General features: G+C 72.5%; 17 protein-coding genes. 6 read left to right on the top strand and 11 right to left on the bottom strand.

Annotated features, from left to right (window positions below):
* Positions 1 to 5: 5 nt before the first annotated feature.
* Positions 6 to 926, bottom strand: coding sequence for an AEC family transporter (locus AB0D93_RS11285; protein ID WP_362116712.1), 921 nt, complete (start codon positions 924 to 926; stop codon positions 6 to 8).
* Positions 927 to 993: 67 nt separating this feature from the next.
* Between AB0D93_RS11285 and AB0D93_RS11280 the strand changes: the two genes are divergently transcribed.
* Complete coding sequence (locus tag AB0D93_RS11280; protein WP_362117242.1) at positions 994 to 1,380, top strand: STAS domain-containing protein; 387 nt, start codon at positions 994 to 996, stop codon at positions 1,378 to 1,380.
* On the opposite strand, the gene AB0D93_RS11275 is transcribed toward AB0D93_RS11280, so the two are convergent.
* The 3 genes from AB0D93_RS11275 to AB0D93_RS11265 all read right to left on the bottom strand — a co-directional run bounded on the left by AB0D93_RS11275 (position 1,264) and on the right by AB0D93_RS11265 (position 4,889).
* Positions 1,264 to 2,277 carry a sigma-70 family RNA polymerase sigma factor gene (locus AB0D93_RS11275; protein ID WP_362116709.1) on the bottom strand — a complete coding sequence of 338 codons (1,014 nt, stop codon included), beginning with the start codon at positions 2,275 to 2,277 and terminating at the stop codon, positions 1,264 to 1,266. The genes AB0D93_RS11280 and AB0D93_RS11275 overlap by 117 nt on opposite strands.
* A 103-nt stretch (positions 2,278 to 2,380) precedes the next feature.
* Complete coding sequence (dnaN, locus tag AB0D93_RS11270; protein WP_362116706.1) at positions 2,381 to 3,502, bottom strand: DNA polymerase III subunit beta; 1,122 nt, start codon at positions 3,500 to 3,502, stop codon at positions 2,381 to 2,383.
* A gap of 94 nt (positions 3,503 to 3,596) precedes the next feature.
* Positions 3,597 to 4,889, bottom strand: coding sequence for an MFS transporter (locus AB0D93_RS11265; RefSeq protein ID WP_362116703.1), 1,293 nt, complete (start codon positions 4,887 to 4,889; stop codon positions 3,597 to 3,599).
* A gap of 63 nt (positions 4,890 to 4,952) precedes the next feature.
* Between AB0D93_RS11265 and AB0D93_RS11260 the strand changes: the two genes are divergently transcribed.
* The gene (locus AB0D93_RS11260; RefSeq protein ID WP_362116700.1) at positions 4,953 to 5,915 is read left to right on the top strand and encodes a LysR substrate-binding domain-containing protein; all 963 of its coding nucleotides are present in this window, start codon (positions 4,953 to 4,955) and stop codon (positions 5,913 to 5,915) included.
* 17 nt (positions 5,916 to 5,932) lie between these two features.
* Here AB0D93_RS11260 and AB0D93_RS11255 read toward each other — a convergent pair whose 3' ends face one another.
* Positions 5,933 to 6,694: a prolyl oligopeptidase family serine peptidase gene (locus AB0D93_RS11255; protein ID WP_362116697.1), complete on the bottom strand. Its 762-nt coding sequence runs from the start codon at positions 6,692 to 6,694 to the stop codon at positions 5,933 to 5,935.
* A 134-nt stretch (positions 6,695 to 6,828) separates the two neighbouring features.
* On the opposite strand from AB0D93_RS11255, the gene AB0D93_RS11250 reads away from it, so the two are divergent.
* On the top strand, positions 6,829 to 8,016 hold the full coding sequence (locus AB0D93_RS11250; RefSeq protein ID WP_362116694.1) for an adenosine deaminase: 1,188 nt from the start codon (positions 6,829 to 6,831) through the stop codon (positions 8,014 to 8,016).
* Between the two features lie 149 nt (positions 8,017 to 8,165).
* Complete coding sequence (locus AB0D93_RS11245) at positions 8,166 to 8,534, top strand: ATP-binding protein (RefSeq protein ID WP_362116691.1); 369 nt, start codon at positions 8,166 to 8,168, stop codon at positions 8,532 to 8,534.
* An 81-nt stretch (positions 8,535 to 8,615) separates the two neighbouring features.
* On the opposite strand, the gene AB0D93_RS11240 is transcribed toward AB0D93_RS11245, so the two are convergent.
* The 5 genes from AB0D93_RS11240 to afsQ1 form a co-directional block, all read right to left on the bottom strand.
* Entirely contained in the window at positions 8,616 to 8,816 is a 201-nt protein-coding gene (locus AB0D93_RS11240; RefSeq protein ID WP_362116688.1) for a PspC domain-containing protein, read from the bottom strand.
* Positions 8,817 to 8,928: 112 nt separating this feature from the next.
* Positions 8,929 to 9,495 carry a VanZ family protein gene (locus AB0D93_RS11235; protein ID WP_362116685.1) on the bottom strand — a complete coding sequence of 189 codons (567 nt, stop codon included), beginning with the start codon at positions 9,493 to 9,495 and terminating at the stop codon, positions 8,929 to 8,931.
* Positions 9,496 to 9,569: 74 nt separating this feature from the next.
* Positions 9,570 to 10,187, bottom strand: a complete 618-nt coding sequence (locus tag AB0D93_RS11230) for a hypothetical protein (RefSeq protein ID WP_362116682.1) — start codon at positions 10,185 to 10,187, stop codon at positions 9,570 to 9,572.
* Positions 10,187 to 11,791 (bottom strand): HAMP domain-containing sensor histidine kinase, encoded by a 1,605-nt coding sequence (locus AB0D93_RS11225; RefSeq protein ID WP_362116679.1) that lies wholly within the window; start codon positions 11,789 to 11,791, stop codon positions 10,187 to 10,189. The genes AB0D93_RS11230 and AB0D93_RS11225 overlap by 1 nt, the downstream gene beginning before the upstream one ends.
* Positions 11,788 to 12,465: a two-component system response regulator AfsQ1 gene (gene afsQ1, locus AB0D93_RS11220; RefSeq protein ID WP_190012869.1), complete on the bottom strand. Its 678-nt coding sequence runs from the start codon at positions 12,463 to 12,465 to the stop codon at positions 11,788 to 11,790. Before afsQ1 ends, AB0D93_RS11225 begins: the two co-directional genes overlap by 4 nt.
* A gap of 242 nt (positions 12,466 to 12,707) precedes the next feature.
* Here afsQ1 and AB0D93_RS11215 point away from each other — a divergent pair, with 242 nt between their 5' ends.
* Entirely contained in the window at positions 12,708 to 13,448 is a 741-nt protein-coding gene (locus AB0D93_RS11215; protein ID WP_362116674.1) for a SigE family RNA polymerase sigma factor, read from the top strand.
* 133 nt (positions 13,449 to 13,581) lie between these two features.
* Here the strand turns inward: AB0D93_RS11215 and AB0D93_RS11210 are convergent, their stop codons facing one another.
* On the bottom strand, positions 13,582 to 14,193 hold the full coding sequence (locus AB0D93_RS11210) for a uridine kinase (RefSeq protein ID WP_362117239.1): 612 nt from the start codon (positions 14,191 to 14,193) through the stop codon (positions 13,582 to 13,584).
* Between the two features lie 161 nt (positions 14,194 to 14,354).
* On the opposite strand from AB0D93_RS11210, the gene AB0D93_RS11205 reads away from it, so the two are divergent.
* On the top strand, positions 14,355 to 14,759 hold the full coding sequence (locus AB0D93_RS11205; RefSeq protein WP_362116671.1) for a hypothetical protein: 405 nt from the start codon (positions 14,355 to 14,357) through the stop codon (positions 14,757 to 14,759).
* Positions 14,760 to 14,790 lie beyond the last annotated feature (31 nt).

Below are 14,790 nucleotides of genomic sequence, written 5' to 3'. Positions count from 1 at the left end.
CGGTCTCATCCCAGCACCGCCGCCACCCCCACCAACACCGGCACCGACACCACGGTGGACAGCAGGATCGACTCGCGGGCCAGGGCCTCGGCCACGCGGTAGCGGCTGGCGTACGTGAAGAGGTTCTGCGCGGCCGGCAGGGCCGAGGTCACCACCACGTCCAGCAGCGGTGCGCCGTGCAGACCGAACACACAGCTCGCCAGCGCCCACGCCACCAGCGGCTGGCCCAGCGACTTCAACGCCACCGAGAGCAGGACCAGTTGACGGTCGCGGCCCCGCCCCGGGGCCGAACTTCCGTGCAGTGACATGCCGAACGCCAGCAACGCTGCCGGCACGGACATGTTGCCGATCAGGGTGAGGGGATTCATCAGCGGGCCGGGGAGCGTCCAGCCCGCCGCCGACACCACGACCCCCGACAGTGACCCCACCGCTATCGGGTTCCGCAGCGGCGTCAGCAGGCGCCGCCACACCGTGCCCTTCTCGCCCATGCCGGACAGGTCCAGGATCGTCAGCGCGGTCGGCGTCACCAGGACCACCTGGAAGAGCAGCACCGGCGCCACCAGGGAGGCATCGCCCAGGACGTACGCCGCGATCGGGATACCGAGGTTGCCCGAGTTGACGTAACCGGAGCACAGGGCACCGATCGTCGTACGGCCCACGCCCCAGCGGCGTACGGCACCGACCGCCACGAAGACCCCGGCGACCGCCGCCGTGCTCAGCGCCGTGACCAGCAGGCGGGCCGAGAAGAGCACCGACAGGTCGGCGCGTGCCAGGGTCGTGAAGAGCAGCGCGGGACCCGCCACCGTGAAGGCCAGCCGGGTCAGCACCTCGCCGCCCTGCGCGCCGAGCGTCCCGCGCCGCCCGAGCACATAGCCCACCCCGATGACGACCGCGATCACCGCGAACCCGCTCAGTACCCCCGTCACCCGGCCAACCCTCCGCGCAGCAGAGGGAATCGGTCAATGTGATCTGCGTCGACGGTGATCCATGCCGATGAGTTCCGCCCGGCCGGGCGGTCTACCGCATGTGGATGCCAAGGAACCCGCCGTGCTCACGCTGCCCGGCCCCGTCACCCGGGCCGAGGTGGCGGCGCTGTGTGCCCGGGTGCGGATGCTGCTGGCGGGCAGCGGGACCCGTGTCGTCGTGTGCGACGTGGGCGGGCTCGGGCCCCCGGGCCTGGCCGTCGTGGACCTGCTGGCGAGGCTGGAGCTGACCGCCCGCCGGGCCGGCGGGCGGATCCGGCTGCGGGACCCCGATCCCGCGCTACACGCCCTTCTCGACCTCGTCGGGCTCCGCTTCCAGGTGGAGGGGAAGGCCGAAGAGGGGGAACCAGCGCTTGGTGTCGAGGAAGCAGTGGAAACCGGTGATACGGCCGTCTGACAGCTCCAGCACCTGCACGGCCCAGGGGGTGAAACCGCCCTGCTCCTCGTCCGGCTTGTAGTGCGCGAACCCCGGCAGGCCGTTGACCTGCACCGGCAGCAGCCGGGAGCCCGCGCAGGAGGCACCGAGGGTGGACATGAACCCGGTGATGTCGGCCGGGCCGCGCAGCCACAGGTCGAACGGCGGCATCGTCATGATGGCGTCCTCGTGGAGCAACGCCGTCAGCGCGGTCATGTCGTAGCCCTCGAAGGCCTTCACATAGCGCTCCAGCAGTTTTTGCTGCTCCTCGTCCAGCGGGTCGGACACCGCGCCCTCGGGGCCCGCCTCCGCGCGCTCGGCGAGCGTGGCCCGGGCCCGCTGGAGCGCGCTGTTGACCGAGGCGACCGAGGTGCCCAGGAGCTCGGCGACCTCGCTCGCCTTCCAGGCCAGCACCTCGCGCAGGATCAGCACCGCCCGCTGCTTCGGCGGCAGCTGCTGCAGGGCCGCCATGAAGGCCAGCCGGATCGACTCCTTGGCGACGGCGGCCTCCGCGGGGTCGCCGACCGTCGGCAGCACCCGCGCGTCCGGCATGGGCTCCAGCCAGGTGTGGTCGGGGCGAGGGGACAGGGCCGCCTGGGCGAGCGGGGTCGACTCGGTCAGGTCCATCGGCCGCGCCCGTTTGTTCCCCGCCGTCAGCATGTCCAGGCACACGTTCGTCGCGATCCGGTACAGCCACGAGCGCAGGCTGGAACGGCCCTCGAACTTGTCGTAGCTCCGCCAGGCCCGCACCAGGGTGTCCTGCACCGCGTCCTCGGCCTCGAAGGAGGAGCCGAGCATCCGGTAGCAGTACCCCGTCAGCTCGGTCCGGTGCTTCTCCAGTGCGACGTCCAGGTCCGCCGTCGCCGTGCTGTCGCCCATCGTCCACCCACCCCTGTGGCCGTTCCGGTAGCGCTCCTTCGCGCCACCTGGGAAGCTACCGCAGCCCACTGACAATGGCCCCCCGAGTCCGAAAAAGCCCAGCTCAGACCAGTTGCTTCACGGACATGAGCAGATGCTGGTGAGCCGGGTCCGAGGCACCGTCCGTGAGCAGCACCCGCTGGCCCGCCCCCAGGATCTCCATCCGCAGCCTGCCCTGCTCGTACGAGGCCAGGGCGTCCAGCAGATAGGCCCCGTTGAAGGCGACCGTGACCTCCCCCGCCCCGCGCAGCGCGGCCGGCACCCGCTGCTGTGCCACGTCCTCCCCGAACCCGGCCCGCACCAGCACGCGGTCCCCGGCGAACTCCAGCCGCACCGGGCTGTTCGCCTCCGCCACCACCGCGACCCGCCGCACCGCCTCCGTCAGCGCCCCGGACTCCGCCTCGGCGACGGCCGCCCCCGTCAGCTCGAACAGCGAGCCGTACCCCGGCAGCCGCCCCTCCAGCCGCCGCAGCACGACACGCCGCCCCGCGCCCTCGAACCCGGCCACGCCCCCGCCCGCCCCCGCGGCCGGGTCGAGACCGAGCCGCAGGGTCCCGCACCGCGCCAGCGACCGTGCCGTCTCCAGGAGCCGGCGCGCGGGCAGCAGCACCTCCACCGCCCCGCCCTGCCCGCCCTGCGGTTTCCACTCCAGCCGCCGTACGGCATAGCGGTAGCGGTCGGACGCCGACAGGGTCATCTCATCGCCCTCCAGGCGCAGTTGGATTCCCGTGAGCACCGGCAGCGTGTCGTCCCGGCCCGCCGCCACCGCCACCTGGCCGACGGCCGTCGCGAAGGCAGCCGCGTCCACAGCGCCGTAGCCGGCGGGCGCCTTTGGCGATGCCGGGTACTCCTCGCGGGGCAGCGTCGACATCCCGAACCGGGTGCCGTCCGCCTCCACCGTGAACCGCGTCCCCTCCAGCGCACAGCTCACCGGCCCCTCGGGCAGCACCCGGCAGATGTCCAGCAGCCGGCGCCCGAGGACCAGGACCCGGCCCGCCGCGGTCACCTCGGCGTCGGCCCCGGCCCGGGCCGCCGTCTCGAAGTCGGACCCGGACACCGTCAGCCGCCCCGCCTGCGCGGTCAGCAGCAGCCCGCCGAGCACCGGCACCGGCGTCCGGCCGGGCAGCGCCCGCGCCGCCCACGCCACCGCCTCGGCGAACTCCCCGCGCGCGATCCGGAACTCCATACGGCAAACCCCCTGCTGGACGACCGAGTTGACCGACGGACGCTATCCGCGCCCACTGACAACCGGCCCCGAGCAGGGGGTTTCGGGGAAGGGATCAGTGCGCCGCCAGCGGCTCCCGCCGGGCCGCCACCCGGGCCGCCCGCGTGCCGAGGACGGTGATCGTGACGACGCCGACGACCGCGAGCAGACCCACGCCGACCGTGCCGGCCCAGCCGTCGGCGTGGAAGGCCGTCGCGCCGACCGTGCTGCCGACGCTGGAGCCGATGTAGTACATGGACTGGTACAGCGCCGAGGCCTGGGCGCGGCCTTGGGTGGCCGTCTTGCTGACCGCCGAGGAGGCGACCGCGTGGCCCGCGAAGAAGCCGGCCGTGATCAGCACCAGCCCGAGCAGGACCAGCGGCAGCACCGGGGCCAGCGAGAGCAGCAGGCCCGCGGCCGTCGTACCGCCCGCCAGGTACAGCGCGCCCCGGCGGCCGAGGCGGCCCACCAGCCGGCCCGCCGTGGACGCCGACACCGTGCCCACCAGGTACACCAGGAAGATCGAGCCGATGATGCCTTGCGGCAGCCCGAACGGCGCGCCCGTCAGCCGGTAGCCGATCACCGTGTAGACGCCGCCGAACACCGTCATGAACAGCGCGCCGATCGCGTACAGGCGCCGCAGCAGCGGGTTGGCGAGGTGGTCGCGGACGGTATCGAGCAGCACCCGGGGCCGCAGCGAGCCCGCCGTGAAGTGCCTCGGCGCCGGCAGCAGCAGCCGGAAGGCGATCGCGCACGCCACCGCGATCACGCCGATCACGCCGACGGCGACCCGCCAGCCCCATTCCTGAGCCACCCAGCCGGTGATCACCCGGCCGCTCATGCCACCGACGCTGTTGCCCGCGACGAACAGGCCGATCGCCGTGACCAGCGCCTTCGGCCGCACCTCCTCGGCCAGATAGGCCTGCGCCGAGGCCGGCAGACCGGCCAGCGCCGCGCCCTGCACCGCCCGCAGCACCACCAGCGCGCCGAGCGACGGGGCGAACGGCACCAGCAGGCCGACGGAGACCGCGACGGCCAGCGAGGCCGTCATCACCGCACGACGCCCGAAGCGCTCCGACAGGGCGCTCATCGGCAGGACGAACAGGGCCAGTCCGCCGGTCGCGGCCGCCACGGTCCAGCTCGCCTCGCTCGCCGCGACCCCGAACTCGCCGGAGATCAGCGGCAGCAGGGCCTGCGTGGAGTACAGCAGTGCGAAGGTCGCGACTCCGGCGAGGAAGAGGGCGAGGCTCATCCGGCGGTAGCCGGGGCCGCCCGGAGTCAGACGGGAGTCGGCGGCGGAGGGGGCGGAGACGGGGACGGACGGTGCGGCGTCCACGGTGGCGGACGCCCCGGTACTGGCGGGAGACATGCCTCGACCGTAGGGACGACCCGTCTCATGCGTCCAATGCATGGAATCGCCATAATCGTTCCCATGGCGCATCAGCAGAGCTCACAGCCCCGCCTGTCACGCGACAGTGACACAGAAGACATGTCTGAGATGTCGAAGGTGCTGGCGCCGCGCCTGGCCTACTTCGCCGGCGTGGCCCGCACCGAGCACGTCACCCGGGCCGCCCACGAGATGAACGTCCCGCAGTCCACCCTCTCCCGGGCGATGGTCCGCCTGGAGCAGGACCTGGGCGTCGACCTGTTCGCCCGCCACGGCCGCACGGTCTCCCTGACCCCCGCCGGCCGCACCTTCCTGACCTCCGTCGAACGTGCCCTCGCCGAGATCGAGCGGGCCGCCGAGGAGGTGCGCGCCGACGCCGACCCGGCCACCGGCAAGGTCGCCTTCGGCTTTCTGCACACCATGGGCGCCGAGACGGTCCCCGGCCTCCTGCACGCCTTCCGCGAGGACCACCCGCGCGTGCGCTTCAGCCTGGTCCAGAACTACGGCGAGGCGATGCTGGAACGCCTGCGCGCCGGCGAACTGGACCTGTGCCTCACGTCCCCGGTCCCGGACGCCCCCGACCTGGTCGCGCGCCGCGTGGACGAGCAGAAACTCCGCCTCGTCGTCCCCGCCGACCACCGCCTCGCCGCCCGCCGCCGCATCCGGCTCGCCGAGGCGGCCGAGGAAACCTTCGTCACCCTGGAACCCGGCTACGGCCTGCGCCGCATCTTCGACGCGCTGTGCCGCGAGGCCGGTTTCCGCCCGAGGGTCGCCTTCGAGGGCGAGGAGGCCGAGACCTTGCGGGGCCTGGTGGCGGCGGGCCTGGGGGTGGCTCTCCTGCCCCCGCCGACGGTCCCGCGGCCGGGGGTGGTGGAACTGACGGTGACGGCTCCGAGGGCGGTCCGCGAGATCGGGGTGGCGTGGCTGGCGGACCGCCCGGACACACCCCCGGTGGCCGCGTTCAAGAGGTTCCTGCTCTCGAGAAGGGGCAACCTGCTGCCGAGCTGAGTGGAAGCCGCCGGGCCCTACCGCCGCAACGACTTGCCGAACCCCGCGGCCAACGGCATCCGGAGCCCGATCGGCGGCGGAGCGGCCAGCGCGTCCTCGACGGGGCGGGACACGGAGTGGCCGTACAGCGCCCCCATCATGAAATCGGCGGCCAGGGAGGAGACCTCGTCCCGGTGCGCGTGCAAGCCGTGCCCGTCGGAGTGCACTTCGAACCGGCACACCTCACGATTGGCCTTCTTCGCCCGCGCGGCGAACCGGAACGACAGCTCGGGATCGGTCCGTTCGTCATTCGTCCCGTGCACGATCAGCACCCGTCGCCCCACGAGCTGCTTCACCGGCTCGGCAGGCGCGGCGACGTCGTCCTCCGGCAGCCAAGGGGCCAGGGCCACAACGGAGTTGACGGCCTCGTGCCCGCCGGCGCGCAGCGCCGCCCGTCCGCCCATGTCCATCCCGACCAGGCACACGGGAACGTCCCCGTACCGCCGTACGACCTCGTCGGCCGCCCACTGCGCGTCCCTCGCGAGGTGCGCCTCGCTGCCGTTCCAGCCCCGGTAGCGGTAGTGGACGGTGTGGACGGCCAGCCCCTCCTCCCGCCCCGCGCGAGCGAACCGTCGGCCCAGCGAGCGCAGCGCGATCGTCGCCCGTACGGGGGACGGCCTGCGGGCGGAGATCTCGTCCCCGCCGGGGAGCAGCAGCACCGCCCCGCTCACCGCCGTCGGCACCGGACCGACTGCCCTGCCCAGCCCGGCCGTTCGGACCGGTGTCGCTTGCTGTCCCATGACAGAACAGTGTCAGAAGAGGCGGTGTACCAAACCCGTGCGTGCGGTCACCGTTGCGTATCGACGGAAAAGTGCCCGGAAACGGCTGCCGCGTTCACCCGATTCTCTACGCGCGTAGGCGTTAGAGTGCGGAAATGACGAGCCAGACTGCACCGACCGGGACCGTCTCGTCGAGCGTCCCGGCGCACGTTCCGACGCCGGACCAGATCCGCCGGGCGCCCAAGGTTCTGCTGCACGACCACCTCGACGGCGGGCTCCGCCCGGGCACCGTCGTCGAACTCGCCCACGACAACGGTTACTCGGAACTTCCCGAGACCGACCCGGACAAGCTGGGCATCTGGTTCCGCGAGGCCGCCGACTCCGGCTCGCTGGAACGGTATCTGGAGACCTTCAAGCACACCGTCGGCGTGATGCAGAACCGCCAGGCGCTGGTCCGGGTCGCTCGCGAGTGCGCCGAGGACCTCGCCGAGGACGGGGTCGTCTACGCCGAGGTGCGCTACGCCCCCGAGCAGCACCTGGAGGCCGGGCTGACCCTGGAGGAGGTGGTCGAGGCCGTGAACGAGGGGTTCCGGCAGGGCGAGCGGCTCGCGCGGGAGAACGGCCACCGCATCCGGGTCGGCGCCCTGCTGACCGCCATGCGGCACGCGGCCCGCTCCCTGGAGATCGCCGAACTCGCCAACCGTCACCGGGACTCCGGCGTGGTCGGCTTCGACATCGCCGGTGCCGAGGCCGGCTACCCGCCCACCCGGCACCTGGACGCCTTCGAGTACCTCAAGCGCGAGAACAACCACTTCACCATCCACGCCGGCGAGGCCTTCGGGCTGCCGTCCATCTGGCAGGCGCTGCAGTGGTGCGGCGCCGACCGGCTCGGGCACGGCGTGCGGATCATCGACGACATCGAGGTCCACGAGGACGGCTCCGTCACGCTCGGCCGGCTCGCCTCGTACGTCCGCGACAAGCGGATCCCGCTGGAGCTGTGCCCCAGCTCCAACCTGCAGACCGGGGCGGCGCCCTCCTACGCCGAGCACCCGATCGGGCTGCTGCGCCGGCTGCACTTCCGGGCCACCGTGAACACCGACAACCGGCTGATGTCGCACACCAGCATGAGCCAGGAATTCGAGCACCTCGTCGAGGCGTTCGGTTACACGCTCGACGACCTGCAGTGGTTCTCCGTCAATGCGATGAAATCAGCATTCATTCCTTTCGATGAACGACTCGCCATGATCAATGACGTCGTCAAGCCGGGATATGCAGAACTGAAATCCGAATGGCTGTTCCAGCAGACGGCCTCCACCAGCGGTTCTCCCGAGACGAGAAGCTAGTTCGCCCGCGGGCCCGGCACGGAATGCGAACGCGTCTTCACATGGCGTCCGTATTTCGGGGTTTGCGGCTGGTGGTGCGGCGTGTTTACGGTCGTGGACCGCTCAGATCATTTGCGATCTCCGTCTCCGCTCTCAAGGACGCATTCACCATGAAGCAGTCTGCTGCCAAGACCCTCGGTGTCGCCGCTCTCGGTGCCGCCTTCGCCGCCGTCGGCGCGGGCGCGGCCAACGCGGCCACGGCCGTCCCGCAGGCCGGCCAGGCCACGCAGGCCCTGGACTCCGTCACCAGGACGCTGCCGGCCCAGAACGTCTCCAGGGCGCTGCCGAGTGCCACCGCGGCGCTCGGCCGGGGGCAGGGTGCCGTGGGTTCCGGGGTGGCCCACGCGAAGCCGGCCGTCCAGAACGCGCTCGCCAAGAGCCCGACCGCGCGGGTCGCCGGGCTGCTCGGCGGGCTGCCGGTGAGCAACACGGGCCTGCCCACGCACGGCGTGCCGGTGAACGGGATCCCGATCGGCTGACGCCGGCACCGAAGCCGTACGACGCCGCTGGGGCGCCCCGGAGCTGTCCGGGACGCCCCAGCGGCGTTCACGCGTGCGCCCTCACCAGGCGGTGCGCGTCTTGTCCTCGGACGGCAGCAGGATCCACAGCGCTATGTAGAGCAGGAACTGCGGGCCCGGCAGCAGACAGGACAGCAGGAAGAGCACCCGCATCGTGGTCGCGGAGGTGCCGAAGCGCCGCGCCAGCGCGGCGCACACTCCGCCGATCATGCGGCCGTGGGTGGGGCGGGCAAGGGCGGACATGGCGACTCCTCCGTGGTCGTCGGCTCGCTCGTCGAGCCGGGGTCGGGGCCGCCCCGGTGGCGTCCCTCAACTGTCTTCCACGCTACGGAGACGAAACGGATGAAGCGTCGCTCTACGGGGCGATCCCGACCCTGGGAATCGTCGGGGTACGACCCTGAGGGAGCTCCTCCTGGACGGTGACGGGCGGCTCCGCCCCGGCCTCCGCCCGCGCGTCCCGGCCGCGCAGCCAGGCGCGGCCCGCCGGTACGACGGCCAGATGGGCCAGGGCGACGCCCGCGGTGTTCAGCAGCAGCGAGTCGACGTCCACGACCCTGCCGGGCACCCCGGTCTGCAGCAGGGCGATGCCGGTGGAGATGAGGGCGCCCGCGGCGGTCGTACGGATCAGGGAGGCGAGCGGGGAGCCGGTGAGCCTGCCGTGGGCCATCGGCAGCAGCACGCCCAGCGGGGCGAGCAGGGCCAGGCCCTCGCCGAGGGGTCTGGCGGCCGCCGGCCAGCCCAGGGCGAGGTCGGCCCGGATGCCGGCGAGCGGACGCAGGTTGGGGGGCGCCACCCAGGGGACGTCCAGAGGTCGCAGCATCAGCCAGGCGACGAGGGCGAGGTGGGCGACGAGGAGGACACCTCCCGTCGCCCGGATGCGGATCGCGGCGCTGTCGCCGCCGATGGAGCCTTGACGCTGCACGACCCCCTAGACGCAATCCCGGGCACGATCGGTTCCGCACCGGAACCGTTTGGTCGCCCTGCGCTCCGGCCGGGCTAGGTACCCGCCACCTCACTGGACGGCGGCTCCGTGTTGCCCGGGCGGTCCCGGACGTCGGCGGTGCATTGGTAGCGGCGCAGCGGACCGTGGCCGGGGCCGCCCAGGATCACCGAGCCGTCGCCCTCCGTCGCCGCCGAGTCGGACAGGGTGCACACCAGCTGGGCCAGGGCGTAGGAGGGGAGCAGGGAGGGGGCCGTGCTCAGGCGGAGCGCGTCCTCGGGGTCCCCGGGCCCGGGCCCGCTCAGGGTGAGGCCGCCCGGCACGTACGTCGTGTAGCCCGCGGAGCGCTCCGCGGCGGACGGGGGCGCGGCCAGCTGGCCCAGCAGGCCCTGCGCCACGATCACCCGGCGCCGGGCGTCCGGGGTGCCCTCCGGGACGCGTACCGTCCGGTCGACGGCCACCAGGGACGCCCCGCACAGCAGGAAGACCTGCACGGGCACGCCCCGCGCGGACTGGGTGGCCAGGTCCGGCCCGGCCAGCGTGCACGGCACCCGGGAGGGCGCCGCCCCGAAGTCGGTCGGCACCTGGGTGGCCCGGATGCCGCAGCCGGAGAGCAGCAGGCCGAGGAGGGGCAGCGCCAGCAGGCCTCGCACGGTCAGGCGTCGTACGGTCATCACCCCTCCTTTCCTGAACTTCCCGGGCTTCCGGGATTCCCGGGAGCGTCCTTGTCGGTCTTCTCGCCCTCGTCCGTCTCCTCCGTCAGCCGCGAGGCGTCCCTCGGCAGCCGCAGGGTGAACACCGCGCCCCCGTCGGGCGAGTTGGCGGCGGTGATCCCACCGCCGTGGATGTGGGCGTTCTCCATGGCGATGGACAGGCCCAGGCCGCTGCCCTCGGAGCGCGGCCGGGAGGCGCTCGCCTTGAAGAAGCGGTCGAAGACATGGGGGAGCACGTCCTCGGGGATGCCGGGCCCGTGGTCACGCACCGCGATGACCAGGTCGTCGCCGTCTATGCGCACCGACACCCGCACCGGCGACCCGCCGTGTTTGAGCGCGTTGCCGATCAGGTTGGCGAGGATGACGTCCAGCCGGCGCGGGTCGAGGCGGGCGTGGATGCCGCGCTCGGCGTCCAGCTCGACCGCGTCCAGCCAGGCCCGGGCGTCGATGCAGGCGGTGATCTGGTCGGCGAGGTCGACGTCGTCGAGGACCAGCCGGGCGGTGCCCGCGTCGAAGCGGGTGACCTCCATCAGGTTCTCGACCAGGTCGTTCAGCCGCCGGGTCTCGCTCACCACCAGCCGTACGGCCGGCTCGATCATCGGATCCATGGATCCGTTCTCGGCCTCCAGCTCCTCCTCCAGCACCTCCGTCACGGCGGTGATGGCGGTCAGCGGCGTCCGCAGCTCATGGCTCATGTCGGCGACGAAGCGGCGCGAGGCCTCGTCCCGCGCGGCCATCTCCGCGACCCGTTCCTCCAGCGCCTCGGCGGCGTTGTTGAAGGTCCGCGACAGATCGGCGAGTTCGTCGGTCCCCGACACCCGCAGGCGCGTGTCCAGCTTGCCCTCGCCGAGCCGCCGGGCGGCCACACCGAGCCGGTGCACCGGCTTGAGCACGGTCGTGGCGGCGGCCTGCGCGAGCAGCGCGGCGCCGATCAGCGCGAGGCCGGTGGCGATGCCCAGCGACCAGGCCAGCGAGTTGAGGTCCTTCGCCTCCGGCTCCAGGGACTTGGCCATGTAGCCGGTGGGGCCGCCGCCGATCACCCGCGTGCCGGCCACCAGATACGGCGTGCCGTTCTCCGTGACCCGCTGCCAGTACAGGTGGTACGGGTCCTTGTTGGCGTCCGTCACCTTCTGCCGCTTGTCGACCGCCGCGCGCAGCGACCTGGGCACGTCCTCCAGCGAGAACCCGTTGATGCCGCCCGAGTTGCCGTACACGGTCTTGCCGTCCGGGTCCGCCGCGACCAGGAGCACGCTGAAGTGCTGGCTGCCGGCCGCCATCTGGCCCGCCGCGCGCTGCAGTTGGTCCTGGCTGGGGTGCTCCGGCAGCGCGCCCGCGCGGTTCTGCATCTCCTGCCGGAAGTCGCGCAGCACCGCGTCCTGGGCCCGGGTGAGCACCGCTTCCCGGTTCAGCCAGTAGGCGATCCCGGACGCCGAGACGGCGGCCGTGAGGGCCACCAGCCCGAAGACGACGACCAGGCGCAGCCTGAGGCTGGTGAACCTGAGCCGCGACAGATTTCCCCTGCGCCCCGCGGCCCAGCCGCGCAGCCCCCCGTTCCTGTCGGTCACTGAGGAGTGTCCAGGCGGTAGCCGACACCACGGACGGTACGGATCAGGGTGGGGGACGACGGCACGTCCTCGACCTTGGCCCGCAGCCGCTGCACACACGCGTCGACCAGGCGCGAGTCGCCGAGATAGTCGTGCTCCCACACCAGCCGCAGCAGCTGCTGCCGGGACAGCGCCTGACCGGGCCGCCGGCTCAGCTCCAGCAGCAGCCTCAGCTCGGTCGGGGTCAGCTGCAGGTCCTCGCCGTTCTTCGTCACGGTCATCGCCGACCGGTCGATGACGAGGCTGCCGAAGGTGGCCGAGTCGCTGGACTCGCGCTCCCCGCGCCGCAGCACGGCCCGGATCCGGGCGTCCAGCACCCGGCCCTGGACGGGCTTGACGACGTAGTCGTCGGCGCCGGACTCCAGCCCGACCACCACGTCGATGTCGTCGCTGCGCGCGGTCAGCAGGATGATCGGCAGCTGGTCGGTGCGCCGGATGCGACGGCACACCTCGAAGCCGTCGATGCCGGGCAGCATCACGTCCAGCACGATCAGGTCGGGCCGCTGCTCGCGCAGCAGCTTCAGACCGTCCTCACCGCTGGCAGCGGTCGCCACCCGGTGACCCTGGCGCGTCAGGGAGAGCTCCAGGGCCGTGCGGATGGCGTCGTCGTCCTCGATCAGCAACAGGGAAGGCACGCGCTCATTCTGGCCCATGGACGGGCTGTCGTACGACCCGCCGACACCGGGCCTTCCCTACCGCCACCCTCTGTGCACTTCCTGTGACCGGCCTGGGCCGGACCCCTGTGACAGGTCTGTGACAGTCGACGGACACGGCGATGAAGTCGCCCCGGCAGTCTTTTGGACACGGGCAGGGCGGGGAGTCGAAAGACCGGCCCGGCAGGACCGAACCACCGCAAGTACACGACGGGGAGCGCGAGATGAACACGCTGCACAGCATCAGCACCAGCGCCGTAGTCACGCGTCTGCACGACGTGAACCGGGGGTCCGAGAAGTCCGGTGCCGTGAGCGGGCGGGGGTGCGCTCGCGGCACCGGGCGTCAGCACACCACGTACATGACGGTGGTTGACGCCCGCACGGGGGAGACGCACGGGGGAGACGCGTACAGGGAGGACTCGGGGGAGCAGCGCCGTTCCCTGACGGAGGCGGAGTTCACCGCCTACGTCCAGGAGCGCCGCGCCTCCCTGTACGCCACCGCCTACCACCTGACCGGCGACCGCTTCGAGGCCGAGGACCTGCTGCAGAGCGCGCTGTTCTCGACGTACCGGGCGTGGGAGCGGATCAGCGACAAGGCCGCGGTCGGCGGATACCTCCGCCGCACCATGACCAACCTGCACATCAGCGCCTGGCGGCGCCGCAAGCTCAACGAGTACCCGACCGAGGAACTGCCGGAGACGCCCTCCGACACGGACGCGATGCGCGGCACCGAGCTGCGCGCGGTCCTGTGGCAGGCGCTGGCCCGGCTGCCCGAGCTCCAGCGCACCATGCTGGTCCTGCGCTACTACGAGGGCCGCACGGACCCGGAGATCGCGGAGATCCTCGACATCAGTGTCGGCACGGTGAAGTCCAGCATCTGGCGGTCGCTCCGCCGGCTGCGCGAGGACGAGGTCCTCAGCTTCGGCCGTGACGAGGAGGACGCCTTCGGCGAGCTCGTCGCCTGAAGGCCGGGGTCACCTGGGGGGGTGACCCGTGGGGGGGGCACGGGGGAGGACGACGGGGGAGCAACAGGAACGGGACTGGAGAGCCGGGGGGTCTCTCCAGTCCCGTTTTACGTGTGTCGGCGAAACCTGGCGGCTACGAGTCCTGCGCCACCGTCTGCCGGTGCGGCTGCCGCCCGGCCGCCGCTGCCGCCAGCCGCCCCAGCGCCTCGTCGCGGTCGCACGGATGCGCGCCGAGCGACACCTGGCGGGCGAGGATCGAGCGCTCCGCGCGCATCAGCCGCCAGCCGCGGCGCAGCAGGAACGGCACCGACTTGCGGCCCTCCTTCAGATCCCGCAGGAACCGCCGGCGGAAGGTGGTGACCGGGCCGCGGCTCAGGCACAGCGCGTCCGCGAGCAGGCCCAGCTCCCGGCAGCGCCCGACGATCTCCGCGGCGAAGATGCCCTCCGCGATGAACAGCGGGGTGCGGCCGATGTGCAGCGTCTCGTCGCCGGTACGGGCGCTCAGCGCGATGTCGTACACCGGTACCGGCGTCGAACCCGTCGCGCACAGCCGGGCGATGGCCTCGACCGCGACGTCCGCGTCCCACGACTGCGGGTGGTCCCAGTCGATGTCCGAACTCCCCTCCACCAGCGGCAGAGTCGGGTCGTCACCCTCCTTGTAGAAGTCGTCCAGGCGCAGGACGGGGAGCCCGGAACGGGCGGCGACGAGGGACTTGCCCGAGCCCGAGGGGCCGCACAGCAGCACGACACGGGCGGGGGACGGGGGATGAAGGCTCACGGAACACCAGTTTGACGTATGGCGAGCCGCCTGCCGACCCCGCGGGGCGGCTTTTGAGCGTGACTCCCGCCTCAACTACCCTGTGTGCCGACCTCATTACCCTGTGCACCAGATAGGTGGCTCCAGCGATGGCCCGACAGACCTCCTCTCAGCACCCCGCCGCGCAGCGCGCCCTGATCGCCCTCGCGACCGCCGGAGCAGCCCTGGGCGCGGGCGCGGCGACGGCGCACGCGGACACCGGCGCCCCGCTCGTGGAGGTGCCGTGGCGGTCGACCTCGATCGGCAAGGTCGACCCCCAGGCGGGCCTGACGGCCCTGACGGGAACGGTCGGCTACGTCACCGGCCCGGTCGCCGCCCTGAAGCCCAACCCGCTGGCGGGGACGGGAGTGGACCCCCTGGACAACGGTGTGGGCACGCAGGTGGCCGACTTCAGGCCGGTCAGCTCCGGGATGGTGACGACCCCGTTCGCCGAGGCCCCGTCGGTCGGGGCGGTACCGGTGGTGGGGCGGGCACTTGGAGCGGTGGGCCACTGAGAGCCCGGTGAGGGGGCGGGGAACCGCGCTG

It is taken from the genome of Streptomyces sp. NPDC048191, from assembly GCF_040652655.1.
Taxonomy (GTDB): domain Bacteria; phylum Actinomycetota; class Actinomycetes; order Streptomycetales; family Streptomycetaceae; genus Streptomyces.
The sequence above is the reverse complement of the archived record's forward strand: the minus strand, read 5'-3'. Positions and strand labels throughout refer to the sequence as shown.